This window comes from Streptomyces griseoviridis (assembly GCF_005222485.1).
In the GTDB taxonomy this organism is placed as follows: domain Bacteria; phylum Actinomycetota; class Actinomycetes; order Streptomycetales; family Streptomycetaceae; genus Streptomyces; species Streptomyces hintoniae.
On record NZ_CP029078.1, the window covers coordinates 7240104 to 7256769 of the forward strand.

The 16666-nt window shown below is 72.3% G+C and carries 15 protein-coding genes; 10 read left to right on the plus strand and 5 right to left on the minus strand.

What is annotated here, in order from left to right:
- Window positions 1-25 precede the first annotated feature (25 nt).
- Window positions 26-859 (minus strand): LuxR C-terminal-related transcriptional regulator, encoded by an 834-nt coding sequence (locus DDJ31_RS31360; RefSeq protein ID WP_127177043.1) that lies wholly within the window; start codon window positions 857-859, stop codon window positions 26-28.
- Between the two features lie 118 nt (window positions 860-977).
- Between DDJ31_RS31360 and DDJ31_RS31365 the strand changes: the two genes are divergently transcribed.
- Entirely contained in the window at window positions 978-2651 is a 1674-nt protein-coding gene (locus DDJ31_RS31365) for an AMP-binding protein (RefSeq protein ID WP_127177042.1), read from the plus strand.
- Window positions 2648-4261 carry an AMP-binding protein gene (locus tag DDJ31_RS31370; protein ID WP_240677996.1) on the plus strand — a complete coding sequence of 538 codons (1614 nt, stop codon included), beginning with the start codon at window positions 2648-2650 and terminating at the stop codon, window positions 4259-4261. The genes DDJ31_RS31365 and DDJ31_RS31370 overlap by 4 nt, the downstream gene beginning before the upstream one ends.
- A 24-nt stretch (window positions 4262-4285) precedes the next feature.
- Here the strand turns inward: DDJ31_RS31370 and DDJ31_RS31375 are convergent, their stop codons facing one another.
- Entirely contained in the window at window positions 4286-5089 is an 804-nt protein-coding gene (locus DDJ31_RS31375) for a hypothetical protein (protein WP_127177041.1), read from the minus strand.
- A gap of 246 nt (window positions 5090-5335) precedes the next feature.
- Here DDJ31_RS31375 and gcl point away from each other — a divergent pair, with 246 nt between their 5' ends.
- Window positions 5336-7120, plus strand: a complete 1785-nt coding sequence (gcl, locus tag DDJ31_RS31380; protein WP_127177040.1) for a glyoxylate carboligase — start codon at window positions 5336-5338, stop codon at window positions 7118-7120.
- 548 nt (window positions 7121-7668) lie between these two features.
- Here gcl and DDJ31_RS31385 read toward each other — a convergent pair.
- Entirely contained in the window at window positions 7669-8559 is an 891-nt protein-coding gene (locus tag DDJ31_RS31385) for a 2-hydroxy-3-oxopropionate reductase (protein ID WP_127177039.1), read from the minus strand.
- Between the two features lie 40 nt (window positions 8560-8599).
- The gene (locus tag DDJ31_RS31390; protein WP_127177038.1) at window positions 8600-9430 is read right to left on the minus strand and encodes a TIM barrel protein; all 831 of its coding nucleotides are present in this window, start codon (window positions 9428-9430) and stop codon (window positions 8600-8602) included.
- A 261-nt stretch (window positions 9431-9691) separates the two neighbouring features.
- On the opposite strand from DDJ31_RS31390, the gene DDJ31_RS31395 reads away from it, so the two are divergent.
- The 7 genes from DDJ31_RS31395 (at window position 9692) to DDJ31_RS31425 (ending at window position 15801) form a co-directional block, all read left to right on the plus strand.
- On the plus strand, window positions 9692-9943 hold the full coding sequence (locus tag DDJ31_RS31395; protein ID WP_127177037.1) for a hypothetical protein: 252 nt from the start codon (window positions 9692-9694) through the stop codon (window positions 9941-9943).
- Complete coding sequence (locus tag DDJ31_RS31400; RefSeq protein WP_127177036.1) at window positions 9940-10308, plus strand: helix-turn-helix domain-containing protein; 369 nt, start codon at window positions 9940-9942, stop codon at window positions 10306-10308. Before DDJ31_RS31395 ends, DDJ31_RS31400 begins: the two co-directional genes overlap by 4 nt.
- A 422-nt stretch (window positions 10309-10730) precedes the next feature.
- Window positions 10731-11240 carry a 2-oxo-4-hydroxy-4-carboxy-5-ureidoimidazoline decarboxylase gene (gene uraD, locus DDJ31_RS31405; protein WP_127177035.1) on the plus strand — a complete coding sequence of 170 codons (510 nt, stop codon included), beginning with the start codon at window positions 10731-10733 and terminating at the stop codon, window positions 11238-11240.
- Window positions 11241-11247: 7 nt separating this feature from the next.
- Complete coding sequence (uraH, locus tag DDJ31_RS31410) at window positions 11248-11652, plus strand: hydroxyisourate hydrolase (protein ID WP_127177034.1); 405 nt, start codon at window positions 11248-11250, stop codon at window positions 11650-11652.
- A gap of 80 nt (window positions 11653-11732) precedes the next feature.
- The gene (gene pucL, locus DDJ31_RS31415) at window positions 11733-12644 is read left to right on the plus strand and encodes a factor-independent urate hydroxylase (RefSeq protein ID WP_431029146.1); all 912 of its coding nucleotides are present in this window, start codon (window positions 11733-11735) and stop codon (window positions 12642-12644) included.
- Between the two features lie 103 nt (window positions 12645-12747).
- A complete protein-coding gene (locus tag DDJ31_RS31420) occupies window positions 12748-14127 on the plus strand; it encodes an 8-oxoguanine deaminase (RefSeq protein WP_127177032.1) in 1380 nt (459 codons plus the stop codon).
- A gap of 348 nt (window positions 14128-14475) precedes the next feature.
- A complete protein-coding gene (locus DDJ31_RS31425) occupies window positions 14476-15801 on the plus strand; it encodes a nucleobase:cation symporter-2 family protein (RefSeq protein WP_127182513.1) in 1326 nt (441 codons plus the stop codon).
- Window positions 15802-15813: 12 nt separating this feature from the next.
- Here DDJ31_RS31425 and DDJ31_RS31430 read toward each other — a convergent pair whose 3' ends face one another.
- The gene (locus DDJ31_RS31430; protein ID WP_127177031.1) at window positions 15814-16611 is read right to left on the minus strand and encodes a helix-turn-helix domain-containing protein; all 798 of its coding nucleotides are present in this window, start codon (window positions 16609-16611) and stop codon (window positions 15814-15816) included.
- Window positions 16612-16666: the final 55 nt, after the last annotated feature.

Below are 16666 nucleotides of genomic sequence, written 5' to 3' on the forward strand. Positions count from 1 at the left end.
TGCCCACGCCCGGGTCCTGGCACACCTACGGCAACACCCCCGCCCGCCGCGCCGCCGCGACCGCCTCACCCCGGGTGTGCGCCCCCAACTTCCGCATGGCGGACCGGAGATACCCCTTCACCGTCTCCGCCCGCACCCCGAGCCGCTCCGCCGCGAGCGCGTTCGTCGCCCCCGCGGCCACCCACGACAGGACATCCAGCTCACGCGGCGCGAGCACCGGCCCAGGCACCCGCGACCTCGGCGCCAGCAGCCCGCACACGTCGAGGAGTTCGGCCCGCAGCGACGGATCCGCGATCCGCGGGGCCAGCGCGCGCAGCGCCGCGTGCGCCTCCCGCACCTGCTCGCGCACCGCGCCCGCCGCGAGATCCGGCTCGGACGCCGACTGCGCGGCCACCAGCAGCCCGCGCGCCTCCTCCCGCACCACCAACGCCTGTTCGACGTCCCGCGCCGCCGCCATCGCCGCGCCCAGCGCCCGGTCACCCAGCGGCTCGGCCGTGCGCAGCGCCCCGTACAGCACCCCGCGCACCCGCCGCCGCACCACCACGGGCACCGCGAGCACCGAGCGCAACCCCTCGGCCGCCACCGGGACGTCGTACTCGTGGCTGATCTGCCGCGACGCCGAGTAGTCCGTCACCGCGCACGGCCTGGCCAGCGCGACCGCCTTGCCGCCGAGGCCGTTGCCCGCGGTCACCGCGAGGGCGCTCAGCGCGGGCGTGGCCGTGCCGCACAGCTCACTGATGCGTATCCGGGGACCGCCCGACTCCACCAGGCCGCCGAAGGCGACCGGCAGACCCGTGGTGTGCCGAAGCCGCAGCAACGCGGTGTGAATCTCCACCGCCCCCGTCGCATCACCTGTCACCCGCTCGCCCTTTCCCGCGGCCACACCCCCGTCCGGGGGTAGTGAGACGTGCATCACGGATTACACGATGACAGAGAGCCGCCCGGCAATGGTCCGGTATGAGGAGGACAGAGCACAGATGACGACGGCGACGGAGGCCTTCCGTAGCGCGCGGGACTTCCTACTGGAGCACCGCGAGGACTACGTGACGGCGTACGAGGGCTTCGACTGGCCCCGACCCGCACACTTCAACTGGGCGCTCGACTGGTTCGACGCCATCGCCGACGGCAACGACCGCACCGCCCTGCACATCGTCGAGGAGGACGGCTCCGAGCTGAAGCTGTCCTTCGCCCAACTCTCCGCCCGCTCCGACCGGGTGGCCTGCTGGCTGCGCGCGCGGGGCGTCGCCGCCGAGGACCGGATCCTCGTCATGCTCGGCAACCAGGCCGAGTTGTGGGAGACCGCGCTGGCCGCGATGAAGCTGCGCGCCGTCGTCGTCCCCGCGACCCCGCTGCTCGGCCCCGCGGACCTGCGCGACCGGGTCGCCCGCGGCCGGGTCAAGCACGTGATCGCGCGCGCCGAGGACACCGCCAAGTTCGCCGACGTGCCCGGCGGCTGGACCCGGATCTCCGTCGGCGGCCTGCCCGAGGACGGCTGGGAGCCGTACGAGGACGCCTACGCCACCACCGACGCGTTCGTGCCCGACGGCCCGACCCTCGCCGACGACCCGCTGATGCTCTACTTCACCTCGGGCACCACCGACCGCCCCAAGCTCGTCGAGCACACCCACACCTCGTACCCGATCGGCCATCTGGCCACCCTGTACTGGATCGGGCTGCGTCCGGGCGACGTCCACCTCAACATCTCCTCGCCCGGCTGGGCCAAGCACGCCTGGTCCAACCTGTTCGCGCCGTGGAACGCCGAGGCGACCGTCTTCATCCACAACTACACCCGCTTCGACCCGGTCCGCCTGATGGCCGAGATGGACCGCGCGGGCGTCACCACCTTCTGCGCGCCACCGACTGTCTGGCGCATGCTCATCCAGGCCGACCTGACCCAACTGCGCACCCCGCCGAGGGAGGCGCTGGCCGCGGGCGAACCCCTCAACCCCGAGGTCATCGAACAGGTCAGACGGAACTGGGGCGTCACCATCCGCGACGGCTTCGGACAGACCGAGACCGCCGTCCAGGTCTCCAACAGTCCGGGCCAGGAGCTGAAGACGGGCTCCATGGGCCGCCCGAGCCCCGGCTACCGGGTCACCCTCCTCGACCCGATCAGCGGAGCGCCGGGCGCCACCGAGGGCGAGATCGCCCTCGACCTGTCCACCCGCCCGGTCGGCCTGATGACCGGCTACCACGGCGACCCGGACCGGACGGCGGAGGCGATGGCCGGCGGCTACTACCGCACCGGCGACGTCGCCTCCCGCGACGAGGACGGCTACCTGACCTACATCGGCCGCAGCGACGACGTCTTCAAGGCGTCCGACTACAAGATCAGCCCGTTCGAGCTGGAGAGCGCGCTCCTGGAGCACGAGGCGGTCGCGGAGGCGGCCGTGGTGCCCGCGCCCGACCCGGTGCGGCTCGCGGTGCCTAAGGCGTACATCGTCCTCGCCGAGGGCTGGCAGCCGGGACCGGACACCGCGAAGGTGCTGTTCGAGCACGCCCGTGAGGTCCTCGCGCCCTACAAGCGCATCCGCCGCATCGAGTTCGCCCCGCTGCCCAAGACCGTCTCGGGCAAGATCCGCCGGATCGAGCTGCGCGAGGCGACGGCGGCCGGCTCCACCGACGAGTACCGCGAGGAGGACTTCAGGTGACGGCGATACCGTCCTACGCGCACGGGACGAGCGCCACGACGCTGCTGGGCGACACCATCGGCGCCCACCTCGACCGGGCGGTCGCCGCCTGGCCGGACCGCGAGGCGCTCGTCGACGTGCCGTCCGAACGCCGCTGGACGTACCGGGAGTTCGCCGCCGACGTCGACCGGCTGGCCCGCGCGCTGCTCGCCGACGGCGTCGCACAGGGCGACCGGGTGGGGATCTGGGCGGTCAACTGCGCCGAGTGGGTGCTCGTCCAGTACGCCACCGCCCGGGTCGGCGCGATCATGGTGAACATCAACCCGGCCTACCGCACCCACGAGGTCGGGTACGTCCTCCGACAGGCGGGCGTCTCGCTGCTGTTCGCGTCGCTGAGCCACAAGGGCAGCGACTACCGGGCGATGGTCGACGAAGTCCGCCCGACGTGCCCGCAGTTGCGGCGGGCCGTCTACATCGGCGACCCGGGCTGGGCCGCCTTCACCGCGCTGGGCACCGCCGACCGGCAGGACGAACTCCGCGCCCGGCAGGCCGGGTTGTCCTGCGACGACCCCATCAACATCCAGTACACCTCGGGCACCACCGGCTTCCCGAAGGGCGCCACCCTCTCCCACCACAACATCCTCAACAACGGGTACTTCGTGGGGGAGTCGATCGCCTACACCGAGCAGGACCGGATCTGTCTGCCGGTGCCCTTCTACCACTGCTTCGGCATGGTGATGGGCAACCTCGCGGCCACCTCGCACGGCGCCTGCGTGGTGATCCCGGCGCCGTCCTTCGAACCGCGGGCCACCCTGGAGGCGGTCGGGCAGGAGCGCTGCACCTCCCTGTACGGCGTCCCCACCATGTTCATAGCGGAGTTGAACCTCCCCGACTTCGACAGCTACGACCTGTCGTCGCTGCGGACCGGCATCATGGCGGGCTCGCCCTGCCCGGTCGAGGTGATGAAGCGGGTGGTCGCCGAGATGCACATGGCCGAGGTCTCCATCTGCTACGGCATGACGGAGACCTCCCCGGTCTCCCTCCAGACCCGCAGGGACGACGACCTCGACCACCGCACGGGCACCGTCGGCCGGGTCCTGCCCCACCTGGAGGTCAAGGTCGTCGACCCGGCCACCGGGACCACCAGGCCGCGCGGCGAGGCGGGGGAGCTGTGCACCCGCGGCTACAGCGTGATGCTCGGCTACTGGAACGAGCCGGGGAAGACCGCCGAGGTCGTCGACCAGGGCCGCTGGATGCACACCGGCGACCTCGCCCTGATGCGCGAGGACGGCTATGTGGAGATAGTCGGCCGCATCAAGGACATGATCATCCGGGGTGGCGAGAACATCTACCCGCGGGAGATAGAGGAGTTCCTCCACGGCCACCCGAAGGTCGCGGACGTCCAGGTCGTCGGCGTCCCGCACGAGCGGTACGGCGAGGAGGTCCTGGCCTGCGTCGTGCCGCGCGACCCGGCCGACCCGCCGACCCTCGACGAGCTGCGCGGCTACTGCGACGGCCGGCTCGCCCACTACAAGACGCCGACCCGGCTGAGCGTCCTGGACGCCTTCCCGATGACGGTGTCGGGGAAGGTGCGCAAGGTCGAGCTGCGGGAGCGGTACGCCACGCGGTAGCCGCCGGAGGGGCCGCGCACGGGGTCAGTCGGGGTCCGTGGCGCCCAGCTCGTCCGCGAGGCCGTTGACCGGCTGCGGGGTGCCGGTGAGGTCCAGGACGAAGAGGGGCACGCCCAGGTCGTCGGCGCGGTGGCGGGCGTCCTCGGCGTACCCGGCGAGGGAGAAGTAGACGCACTCCGCCGACTCCGTCATCGCCGTCAGCCACAGGCACTCCACGTCCCGCGGCGAGGCCGGGTGCACGGTCGGGTCGACCTGCGCGAGCAGGCCGCGCGCGGCCAGACCTATGCCGGACGGCGGCCGCTGGTCGGCCCGCCGGATGTCCTGGTAGCCGAGCCACCGCAGATACAGCGCGGCGGCCGTCACGGCGTCCCGGGCGGTACGGATGGTGACCGGCTGGAAGGCCCGGCGCGGGGTGCCGGAGACCGGCGGCCCGGAAACCGGACGCCCGCCCTTCCCGCCGTCCGGGCCGCTCTCGCCGCCCCCGCCGCCCTCACCGTTCCCGTCCTCCGGGCCGCTCTCGCCGTCCTCCCCGGGCTCCGCGCTTACGCCCTCCTCGGGCGGGCCGGCGCGTTCGGCCACCGGTATGCGCAGCGACGTGCCGCACGGGCAGCCCAGTTCCGGGTGCGGCCACTGGTCCTGGCGTCCGCAGGACGCGCAGCGCACGGCGATCCAGTCCTCGTCCCACACCCGGTCCCCGACCACCACGGGCGTCGCGTGCGGATCGAGCGGCGGCGCGACCGGGGCGCCGCACACGCACGGGTAGGACGGCGCGCCGTACCGGTGCCGACGTCGGCAGGCCGGGCAGAGCACCGGCACGCTCTCGGGCATGGCCCACTCCAAGGCGTCGCGACAGGACGCCGCTGACGGGCGTCGCAACAGGACCGCACCCCCATGCTCCTCCTCCGTCCCTCCCGTCGTGGCCGCTTGCCCGTCTCTTGACGGGTTTTCGGCCTCCCCCTACATTGTTTCCAGATAGTAGAAGTTACTTTCCATGATACGGAAAAAGTACGGAAGATAATCTCACCGCGGGGCGCGACGGGAGTGCGATTCCGACAGGCCGACCAGGAGTACTCGATGGCTCGAATGACCGCTGCCCGCGCGGCAGTTGAGATCCTCAAGCGTGAGGGCGTCCGGAACGCGTTCGGTGTCCCCGGCGCGGCGATCAACCCCTTCTACGCGGCGCTCAAGGCCGCAGGAGGCATCCAGCACACGCTCGCCCGGCACGTCGAGGGCGCCTCGCACATGGCCGAGGGCTACACCCGCACCCACCCGGGCAACATCGGCGTCTGCGTCGGCACCTCGGGGCCGGCCGGCACCGACATGATCACCGGCCTGTACTCGGCCCTCGGTGACTCGATCCCGATCCTGTGCATCACGGGACAGGCCCCGACCGCGGTGATCCACAAGGAGGACTTCCAGGCCGTCGACATCGCGTCGATCGCGGGCCCCGTCACCAAGATGGCGATCACCGTCCTGGAGGCCGCGCAGGTCCCCGGCGCCTTCCAGCAGGCGTTCCACCTGATGCGCTCGGGGCGCCCAGGACCCGTTTTGATCGACCTGCCGATCGACGTCCAGCAGACGGAGATCGAGTTCGACCCCGAGACGTACCAGCCGCTGCCCGTCTACCGGCCCACCGCGAGCCGCGCCCAGATCGAGAAGGCGCTCGCGCTGCTCAACGCCTCCGCGCGCCCGCTGATCGTGGCCGGCGGCGGGGTCGTCAACGCGGACGCGGCCGAACTCCTCGTCGAGTTCGCCGAGTTGACGGGGACGCCGGTCGTCCCGACCCTGATGGGCTGGGGCCTGCTGCCCGACGACCACGAGCTGAACGCCGGCATGGTCGGCCTCCAGACCTCGCACCGCTACGGCAACGCGACGTTCCTCGAGTCCGACTTCGTCCTCGGCATCGGCAACCGCTGGGCCAACCGGCACACCGGCAGGCTCGACGTCTACACGGCGGGCCGCACCTTCGTGCACGTCGACATCGAGCCCACCCAGATCGGCCGGATCTTCGCCCCCGAGTTCGGCATCGCCTCCGACGCCAAGGCGGCCCTCCAGCTCTTCGTCGAGGTGGCGCGGGAGTGGAAGGCGGACGGGCGGCTCAAGGAGCGCTCGGCGTGGGCCGCGCTCGCCCAGGAGAAGAAGGCGACCCTCCAGCGCCGCACCCACTTCGACGACGTCCCCATCAAGCCGCAGCGGGTCTACGAGGAGATGAACAAGGCGTTCGGACCGGAGACCCGGTACGTCTCCACCATCGGCCTCTCGCAGATCGCGGGCGCCCAGATGCTGCACGTCTTCAGGCCGCGGCACTGGATCAACTGCGGCCAGGCCGGCCCGCTCGGCTGGACGATCCCGGCCGCGCTCGGCGTCGCCAAGGCCGACCCCGAGGCGCAGGTCGTCGCGCTCTCCGGCGACTACGACTTCCAGTTCATGATCGAGGAGCTGGCGGTCGGCGCGCAGCACCGCATCCCCTATGTGCACGTCCTGGTCAACAACTCCTACCTGGGCCTGATCCGCCAGGCGCAGCGGGCCTTCGACATCGACTTCCAGGTCAACCTGGAGTTCGAGAACGTCAACTCGCCCGAGCTGGGCGTGTACGGCGTCGACCACGTCAAGGTCGCCGAGGGCCTCGGCTGCAAGGCGATCCGGGTGACCGACCCGGGTGAGCTGGGAGCCGCCTTCGAGCAGGCGAAGAAGCTCGCCGCCGAGTTCCGGGTGCCGGTCGTCGTCGAGGCGATCCTGGAGCGGGTCACGAACATCGCGATGTCGACCACCAACGACATCTCCGCCGTCGTCGAGTTCGAGGAGGTCGCCACCGAGCCCGGCCACGCGCCGACGTCGATCAGGACCCTGAAGGTCTGAGCGCGCGGCACGGCGTACGAGGGCGGCCCGTCCGGTGGACGGGCCGCCCTCGTGGTCGTGGTGCCGCGGCCGTCGCGGCACAGGGAAGGGCGCCGGACGCGGGAGGAACCGCGTCCGGCGCCCTGGCCGGTGGGGAGGGGAGGTGGTGCCGTCCGACGGCGCGAGGCTGGGCGCGACAGGTCGTTCGCGCCGCCGGACGGGATCGGGAAGTGGCAGGGACCGCGGCGGCCGTGACGGCGCCGGGTCTCGTTCCTCTCAGGTCGAGGAAGGAGATCCGGGCCTTCACCACCGCACTGGCTCACGTACCGCCGCGGCCCTCGCCCCGCCCGCTTCCGTCCGGCCGGTCACCCCTCATCCGGGCCGGCCGTCCGTGCGGGCTGTTCGTGGGTCGGCTCCCCCGCGGGAACCGACGGGTCACCGTCGTCCCGTCGTCCCCTTCCCTGCGGGGACCCGGGATTCGGGTGGTGGGATTCCGGGCGGCGCCGACGCCTGGGCGCGACAGGACAGATGTCAGCGCCTGCGCCGCCCGGAAGTGTGGTGGGCGCCGCTCAGACCTGGCTGCCGGACAGGCGTTCCACGGACCGCAGCAGCGCCGAGTGGTCGAGCCCGCCGTCGCCCTGCGCCCGCAGGCTCGCGACGAGTTGGGCGACCACGGCCCCGACCGGCAGCGCGGCGCCGACCGTGCGGGCCGCCTCGGTGACGATGCCCATGTCCTTGTGGTGCAGGTCGATCCGGAAGCCCGGCTTGAAGTCGCGGGCCAGGAAGTTGTCCTTCTTGCGGGTCAGCACGGTGGAGCCGGCCAGCCCGCCGTTGAGGACGTCGAGCGCGGCCTTCAGGTCCACGCCCGACTTCTCCAGGAACACCACGGCCTCCGCGCACGCCTGGATGTTCACGGCGACGATCAGCTGGTTGGCGGCCTTCACGGTCTGGCCCGAGCCGTGCGGACCGCAGAGCACGATGGTCCTGCCGAGGGCGTCGAGGATCGGCTTCGCCGCGTCGAAGTCGGCCTGTTCGCCGCCGACCATGATGGACAGGACCGCCTCGACGGCCCCGGCCTCACCGCCGGACACGGGCGCGTCCAGGACCCTGATCCCCTTCTCCCGCGCGGCCTTCGCCAGGTCGATCGAGGTCTGCGGGGTGATCGACGACATGTCGATCAGCAGGGCGCCGGAACGGGCGTGCGCGAGGATGCCGTCGGGGCCGTACGCGATGGCCTCGACCTGCGGGGAGGCGGGCACCATCGTGATGACGACGTCGGCGTCCCGCACCGCCTCGGCGATCGAGGCCGCCGCGGTGCCGCCCGCGGCGGTCAGCCGGTCCAGCTTGTCCTGCTCGAGGGTGTGGCCGGTGACGTCGTAACCGGCCTTGATCAGGTTCTCGGACATGGGGGAGCCCATGATGCCGAGACCTATCCAGGCGATGCGGGGGAGCGTGCTCATGTCGGGGTACCTCTCTGACTGCGGTGCCTGGGCGGGGAGTTCAGCGGGCGGTGCGCGGGAGCCAGTCGAAGGACTCGGCGCTCGGGCGGTCGCCCGGCTTGTACTCGAGACCCACCCAGCCCTCGTAACCGGCCTTCGCCAGCCGGTCGAGGAGGTCTTCCAGGGGGAGGGTGCCGGTGCCCGGTGCGCCCCGGCCGGGGTTGTCGGCGATCTGTACGTGGCCGGTCCTGGACGCGTAGCGCTCGATCACGGCCGGCAGGTCCTCGCCGTTCATGGACAGGTGGTAAAGGTCCATCAGGAAGCGCGCGTTGCCGAGGCCGGACGCCTCGTTGACCCGGTCGACGACCTCGACGGCGGCCGGCGCCGACACCAGCGGGTAGCGCGGCGACTCCGGCAGGTTGAGCGCCTCGACGAGGAGGACGGCGCCGATCCGGTCGGCGGCGCGGGCCGCGAGGACCAGGTTGGCCAGCGCCAGCGCGTCCTGCTCGGCCGGGTCCACGCCGTCGACGCGGTTGCCGTACAGCGCGTTGAGGGCCGTGCAGCCGAGCGAGCGGGCGAAGTCGGCGGCCACGTCGATGTTGGCGCGGAACCGCTCCGACTCCTCGCCCGGGATCGACAGGGCGCCGCGGTCGGGGCCGGGCAGCCGGCCGGCGTAGAAGTTCAGGCCGGTGAGCTGGACGCCCGCGTCCTCGACGGCCCGCTTCAGGGCGTCGAGCTCGGACCGCTCGGGGGTGGGGGAGTCGACCCAGGGCCACCACAGCTCGACCGCGGAGAAACCGGCCGCGGCGGCGGCCGCGGGGCGCTCCAGGAGCGGGAGTTCGGTGAAGAGGATCGACAGGTTGACGTTGAAGCGCTGGTCTGCGAATCCCATCGGGGCCGCGCTCCCTTCCGTTGTCGTCGTTCCGCCGTTCGGTAATTCCATATTGCGGAAGTTTGTTTCTGCTTAACGGAAGATTGCCGTCGAGAGGGGAGGCTTGTCAAGAGGTCAGGGCCGCTTCGCCCGTCGCTCGCCGCTCCCGTCGGGCGCGCGGCCTTCGGCTAGAGTCGCTGGGCGCCCCCGGGTGCCGTCCCCGTGTGGCCTCACCGCGGGCGATCCGGGCGGACGCGCAGGCCAGGACCGTTTGGGGGCAGGATGCGATTGCGGGTGGAGTTCACCACCGAACCCTTCGACCTCGACGAGGCACCGGCGCACGCGCTGGTCGCCCGCGAGGTCATCGAGTCGGCCGCGCTCGACGCGGTGGACGTGGGGCCGTTCGGCAACACGGCGGAGGGCGCGGCCGACGCGGTGCTCGGCGCCGTCGACACGCTGCTGCGGCGGAGCCTGGAGGCGGGCGCCACCCGGATCTCGCTCCAGGTCAACGTGGTCGGGGAGGACGGCAGGTGACCCGAGCCGGCCACGAGTCCTTCCTCGCCGCGGTGAAACCGCTGGTCGACGCGATGGGCGGGGAGATGGTGCCGCCCGGCGAGGCCGGACCCGACGACGTGGTCCTCTCCTGGGAGGGCGCCGAGGCGGTCGCGGTACGGCTGCCGCAGCTCGCCGACTCCCTCGACCACATCCTGGCCGCCATGGAGCGCGCCCGCGGCAAGCCCCTCGCCGACCTCGACCGCAAGGCCAAGCAGGAGGTCGTCAGGGCGCTGGAGGCGCGCGGCGCCTTCTCCGTGCGCCACGGAGTGGAAACGGTGGCGAGCGCCCTCGGCGTCAGCCGCTTCACCGTCTACAACTACCTCAACCGCGAGAAGGGCGTCTGAGGCAGGACGGGGGCGGACGGGGGCGGGCGGTCGACGCGCGGGAGGCCGGGATTCCGGTCCTGGTCCGCGCTCTGCCGGCGGGTGCGCGGCAGGGGCCGTTAGCCGGGTTCGCGGGCGGTCCGGGTCGCCGTCGCGGGTGGCCGGAATGTGCGTGCGCGGGCGGGCGGCGTCCGGGTCGGCGGGCGGCCGGCATCCCGGTCCGAGGAGGGGCGACCGCGGGGTCCGCGGGCCGTCGGGGCAAGGCGCGCGGGCGCTCTGGGCGGGGCGTCCGGCGGGCCTGGGCCCGCTCCGGTGAACGGCCGTGCCACCTCTCCGAGAGGTAACCAGGAATTTTCAACAAAGTGTTGACGGCGTGTTTTCGAGGGCGTTAGCTATCCGCAGCCCGTTCAGCACGACGGCCGTTCGCGGCCACGGAGGCTCCCGTGACGTCGACTTCCACGCCCCCGGGCCTGGCCCGGTTCAACGACCTGGCGGACCACGCGGCCCTCGCCGTCCTCACCGAGGCGTGCGCCTCCGCCACCTGGGCGAAGCGGCTGCTGGCCGCCCGCCCCTACCCCACCCTCGACGCCCTCCGCACGGAGAGCGACGCCGCCACCGCCGACCTCACAGCCGACGACCTCGCCGAGGCGATGGCCGGGCACCCGCCCATCGGCCGCCCCAAGCCGGGCGACCCCGCCTCCGCCCGCGAGCAGCGCGGCATGGCGGGCGCCTCCGAGGCGCTGAAGGCCGAGATGCTCGAACTGAACCTCGCCTACCAGGAGAAGTTCGGCCATGTCTTCCTGATCTGCGCCACCGGACTGACCGGCGAGCGGATGCGCGACGCGGTCAGGGAACGGATCGGCAACGCGCCGGAGCGAGAACGCGCGATCGTCCGCACCGAGCTGGGCAAGATCAACCGTATCCGGCTCGCCCGACTCGTCGAAGAGGACTGAGACCAGCATGAGCACCAGCACCACGGCCTCGGTGTCCACGCACATCCTGGACACCAGCGCCGGCCGCCCCGCCGCCGGCGTCACGGTCAGGCTCGCCGCCCGCGGCGGCCCGACCGCCGACTGGCAGGCGCTCGGCGGCTCCGCGACCGACGCGGACGGGCGGTGCAAGGACCTGCCGGCGCTGCCGGAGGGAACCACCCGGGTACGGCTCGACTTCGAGGTCGAGGCGTACTTCGGGACAGCAGCCCAGAACCAAGCCGATGCGCAGCAGGACGCCCCCGCGAATCGGGACAGCGGTGCCGGCGCGTTCTTCCCGGAGGTGGCGATCACCTTCGTCGTGAACCCCGGGGAGCACTACCACGTACCGCTGCTGCTCAACCCGTTCGGCTACTCCGTATACCGAGGGAGCTAGCAGACATGACCGACGTTGCCCGCCCTGCGCACGCCGACGTCCCGCACCCGGCCCGCACCGAACCCGCCCGCCAGGCACGCCTGGTGACGCTGGGTCAGAACCAGTACGGCAAGGCCGAGAACCGCGTCGTCAGGATCACCCGGGACGGCGCCACCCACCACATCAAGGACCTGAACGTCTCCGTCGCGCTCTCCGGCGACATGGACGAGGTCCACCTCTCCGGATCCAACGCCAACGTGCTGCCGACCGACACCACCAAGAACACGGTGTTCGCGTTCGCCAAGGAGCACGGCGTGGCCTCCGCCGAGCAGTTCGGCATCCACCTGGCCCGGCACTTCGTGACCTCGCAGGAGTCGATCCACAGCGCTCGCATCCGCGTCGAGGAGTACTCCTGGGAGCGGATCGCCGCCCCCGGCGCCGACGCCCCCGCCGACGCGCCCCGGCACTCCTTCGTGCGCAGCGGCCAGGAGACCCGGCTGACCCAGATCACCTACGACGGCACGTCCTGGGAGGTCGTCTCCGGGCTCAAGGACCTCACCGTCCTGAACTCGACCGACTCCGAGTTCTGGGGCTACGTCAAGGACAAGTACACGACGCTGCCCGAGGCGTACGACCGCATCCTGGCCACCGAGGTCAGCGGCCGGTGGCGGTTCGCGTGGAGCGACGACGAGCGGGAGATGCCGGACTGGGAGGAGTCCTACCGGCAGGTCCGCGCCCATCTGCTCCAGGCGTTCGCCGAGACGTACTCCCTCTCGCTCCAGCAGACCCTGTACGAGATGGGGTCGCGGATCATCGAGCACCGCGCCGAGATCGACGAGGTGCGGTTCTCCCTGCCCAACAAGCACCACTTCCTCGTCGACCTGGAGCCCTTCGGGCTGAAGAACGACAACGAGGTCTACCTCGCCGCCGACCGCCCCTACGGCCTGATCGAGGCGACGGTCCTGCGGGACGGCTGCGAGCCGCGCATCCCGGTGGACCTCAGCAACCTGTAGCAACCGCATCTCGGCACCCGCGGCCGGCGGGGAGACCCCCGGCCGCGGCACTCAAAACCTCCGGGTCCTGCCGTGCCCTCCACTCCAGCGCAAAGGACGAACCATGGCAGCAGCCCAGCGCATCGTCATCGAGAACGGCGCGATCGCGACCGTCGACGCCGACGACACCGAGTTCGCCACCGGGCATGTGGTGATCGCGGGCAACCGCATCGAGGCGGTCGGCGCGGGCAGGGCCCCCGAGGGCCTGGAGAACGTCGTCCGCCGGATCGACGCCACCGGCCACCTCCTCACCCCCGGCCTGGTCAACACCCACCACCACTTCTACCAGTGGATCACCCGGGGCCTCGCCACCGACCACAACCTCTTCGACTGGCTGGTCGCGCTGTATCCGACCTGGGCGCGCATCGACGAACCCATGGTGTACGCCGCCGCGCAGGGCTCGCTCGGCATGATGGCCCGCGGCGGCGTCACCACCGCGATGGACCACCACTACGTCTTCCCGAGGGGCTCGGGCGACCTCTCCGGCGCCATCATCCGCGCCGCCCGCGAGACGGGCGTCCGCTTCACCCTCGCCCGCGGCTCCATGGACCGCAGCGAGAAGGACGGCGGACTGCCCCCCGACTTCGCCGTCGAGACCCTCGAAGGTGCCCTCGCCGCCACCGAGGCGACCGTCGCCGAACACCACGACGCCTCCTTCGGCGCGATGACCCAGATCGCCGTCGCGCCCTGCTCGCCGTTCTCCGTCTCCACCGAACTCCTGCGTGAGGGAGCCCGGTTGGCCCGCCGGCTGGGCGTGCGGCTGCACACCCACGGCTCCGAGACGGTGGAGGAGGAGAAGTTCTGCCACGAACTGTTCGGCATGGGCCCCACCGACTACTTCGAGTCCACCGGCTGGCTCGGTGACGACGTGTGGATGGCGCACTGCGTCCACATGAACGACTCCGACATCGCCGCGTTCGCCCGCACCCGCACCGGCGTCGCCCACTGCCCGTCCTCCAACGCCCGCCTCGCGGCCGGTATCGCCCGGGTCCCCGACCTGCTCGCGGCCGGCGTCCCGGTCGGCCTCGGGGTGGACGGCACCGCCTCGAACGAGTCGGGCGAACTCCACACCGAACTGCGCAACGCGCTCCTCATCAACCGCCTCGGCGCCCACCGCGAAGCCGCCCTGACGGCCCGTCAGGCGCTGCGTCTTGGCACCTACGGCGGCGCCCAAGTCCTCGGCCGGGCAGCGGAGATCGGCTCCCTTGAGCCGGGCAAGCTCGCCGACCTGGTGCTGTGGCGGATGGACACCCTGGCCCACGCCTCCATCGCCGACCCGGTCACCGCGCTGGTCCTCGGCGCGGCGGCCCCGGTCACCGCGTCGTTCGTCGACGGCCAGCAGATCGTCGAGGACGGACGCCTGACGCACGTCGACGAGGACGCCATTGCCCGCGCCACCCGTGACCAGGCCCGACGGCTCGCGACCCTGGCCGCCGGGGGCTGACCCCCGCCGCCGCCCCGCCCCCACCCGGGACGGCGGTGCCGGCACCCGCGCTTCCCTGCCCACGAGCGGCAGGGCGGACATCCAGCTCCGGCCGGGAGGGACGGCTCCCGGCCGGTAGCCGTGGACCCGCGACGGGCCCACGGCGGCCGGCCGGGGCGCGCACCGACGTGCGCGCCCCGCGACGGTCGACCGTCCCGCTCCACGTACGACCGGTCCCGCACGACCACACGCAACACCTCCAAGAAACCCGCGTCAGAGCCGACGCGTCACCCACCCGGAGGAGCCGCTGTGACCCCCGACCCGCTAGCCACGACCCACCCGGTCGACGAGAAACTCCCCGCCCTGAAGATGGCGACGACCGGCCTTCAGCACGTGGCCGCCATGTACGCGGGGGTCGTCGCGCCGCCCCTGATCGTCGGCGCCGCCATCGGCCTCTCCGCCGCCGACCTCACCTTCCTCACCGGCGCCTGCCTGTTCACCGCGGGCCTCGCGACCTTCCTCCAGACCATCGGCGTCTGGAAGATCGGCGCCCGGCTGCCGTTCGTGAACGGCGTCACCTTCGCCGGCGTCGCCCCGATGACCGCCATCGCCGCCTCCACCCACGACAAGTCCGACGCGCTGCCGATCATCTTCGGCGCCGTCATGGTCGCCGGACTCCTCGGCTTCGTCGCCGCCCCCGTCTTCGGGAAGGCGGTACGTTTCTTCCCGCCGGTCGTCACCGGCTCGGTCATCACCCTGATAGGCGTCTCCCTGCTGCCGGTCGCCTTCGGCTGGGCCCAGGGCCCGGTCCCGACGGCGCCCGACTACGGCTCGGAGACCAACCTCGGGCTCGCCGCCGCCACCCTCCTCATCGTGCTGCTGCTGCGCCGTTTCACCCGCGGCTTCGTCAAACAGATCGCCGTGCTGCTCGGCCTCGTCGCGGGCACCGTCGTCGCGATCCCGTTCGGCGTCACGGACTTCGGGCCGGTCGCGGACGCGGACGTGATCGGCTTCCCCACGCCGTTCCACTTCGGCGCACCGCAGTTCCAGCTCGCCGCGATCGTCTCGCTCTGCGTGGTCATGGTGGTGTCGATGACCGAATCGACCGCCGACATGCTGGCGTTGGGGGAGATAGTGGAACGCCCCGCCGACGAGCGGACCATCGCGGCCGGGCTGCGCGCCGACACCCTCGGCTCCGCCCTCAGCCCCCTCTTCAACGGCTTCATGTGCAGCGCGTTCGCCCAGAACATCGGGCTGGTCGCGATGACCCGCGTCCGCAGCCGGTTCGTGGTCGCGGTCGGCGGCGGGTTCCTGGTGCTGATGGGGCTCTGTCCGGTGGCGGCGTCCCTGATCGCCGTGGTGCCCCGCCCCGTACTGGGCGGCGCCGGGGTCGTGCTGTTCGGCTCGGTCGCCGCGAGCGGCATCCAGACGCTGGTCAGGGCGGGCCTCGACAAGGACAACAACATCCTGATCGTCGCCGTCTCGCTGGCGGTCGGCGTCATACCGATCACCGCCCCCGACTTCTACCACGCCTTCCCGCAGACGGCCCGTATCGTCCTCGACTCCGGCATCTCCACCGGCTGTGTGACGGCCGTCGTCCTCAACCTCGTCTTCAACCACCTGGGCCACCAGCGCGACGCCCAGGACGTGACGCACCCCATGGAGGCGGGGGAGGAGATCGCGGCGGCCCGCTGAACGTCCGCTCCCTCAGCGCGGTCCCGACGAAGGACAGAGCGCCGCCGTCGGGAGCCTGCCGGTGACGTACGAGCGGGGCGGGACCCCCATCAACGTACGGAAATCGGCGCTCAGATGGGCCTGGTCGAAGTAGCCGGTGGCGGCGGCCAGTTCGGCCCACGAGGCGGTCGACGCGCCGTCGAGCACCGCCCGGAGCCGGGTGATCCGGGCGAAGTGCTTGGGGGACAGGCCGACACCCTCGGCGAAGAGATAGCGCAACTGCCGTTCACTGACGGCGAGTTCCCGCGCCACCTCGCTCACCCGGCCCGGCGGGTGCCCGGCCCTCACCGACAGCGCGGCCACTCCGGCCCGCAGCAGCTCCGTCCTGGGCCCGTCGCTGTCCGCGGCCAGCCGCTCGGGCAGCACCTCGGCGAGCCCGGCCACCGCCTCGGCCGGGCCGAGCCGCCCCAGGTCACGGGCGAGCCGGCCGGCCGCGGCCCCCGGAAGATCCGCCAACGCCACCGCCCTGCCCGCCAGTTCGACCGCGGACACCCCGAGCAGCGGGCGGACCGTCCCGGGCGTGAGCAGCACCTCCGTACAGCGGACGTGCCGCCCGCCCCGCCGGTACAGGGCACGGGCGCGCGGCCCGACCACCAGCGTGCCGTGCACCCCGTCAGCCCCGGTGCGCACGATCACCTTCGTCGCCGTCTCCGGCAGATGCGCGAACGGCTCCGTCGGCCCGCCGTCCACGGACAGCGCGCCGATCCCGGCCACCCACGGGCGCAGCGCCTCGGGCGTCGGCAGGGCCTGTCGGACCACGGTGTTCGGCACCCCTCCACGGTAAGCGCGCCGCGCCACCGCCCGGCGCCCGGGACCCTGCCGGAAT

Excerpts from the sequence above, each read along its gene's own strand:
- DDJ31_RS31365 (WP_127177042.1), top strand. The coding sequence starts at position 978 with ATGACGACGGCGACGGAGGCCTTCCGTAGCGCGCGGGACTTCCTACTG.
- DDJ31_RS31375 (WP_127177041.1), bottom strand. The coding sequence starts at position 5,089 with ATGCCCGAGAGCGTGCCGGTGCTCTGCCCGGCCTGCCGACGTCGGCAC.
- gcl (WP_127177040.1), top strand. The coding sequence starts at position 5,336 with ATGGCTCGAATGACCGCTGCCCGCGCGGCAGTTGAGATCCTCAAGCGT.
- DDJ31_RS31385 (WP_127177039.1), bottom strand. The coding sequence starts at position 8,559 with ATGAGCACGCTCCCCCGCATCGCCTGGATAGGTCTCGGCATCATGGGC.
- DDJ31_RS31390 (WP_127177038.1), bottom strand. The coding sequence starts at position 9,430 with ATGGGATTCGCAGACCAGCGCTTCAACGTCAACCTGTCGATCCTCTTC.
- DDJ31_RS31395 (WP_127177037.1), top strand. The coding sequence starts at position 9,692 with ATGCGATTGCGGGTGGAGTTCACCACCGAACCCTTCGACCTCGACGAG.
- uraH (WP_127177034.1), top strand. The coding sequence starts at position 11,248 with ATGAGCACCAGCACCACGGCCTCGGTGTCCACGCACATCCTGGACACC.
- DDJ31_RS31420 (WP_127177032.1), top strand. The coding sequence starts at position 12,748 with ATGGCAGCAGCCCAGCGCATCGTCATCGAGAACGGCGCGATCGCGACC.
- DDJ31_RS31425 (WP_127182513.1), top strand. The coding sequence starts at position 14,476 with ATGGCGACGACCGGCCTTCAGCACGTGGCCGCCATGTACGCGGGGGTC.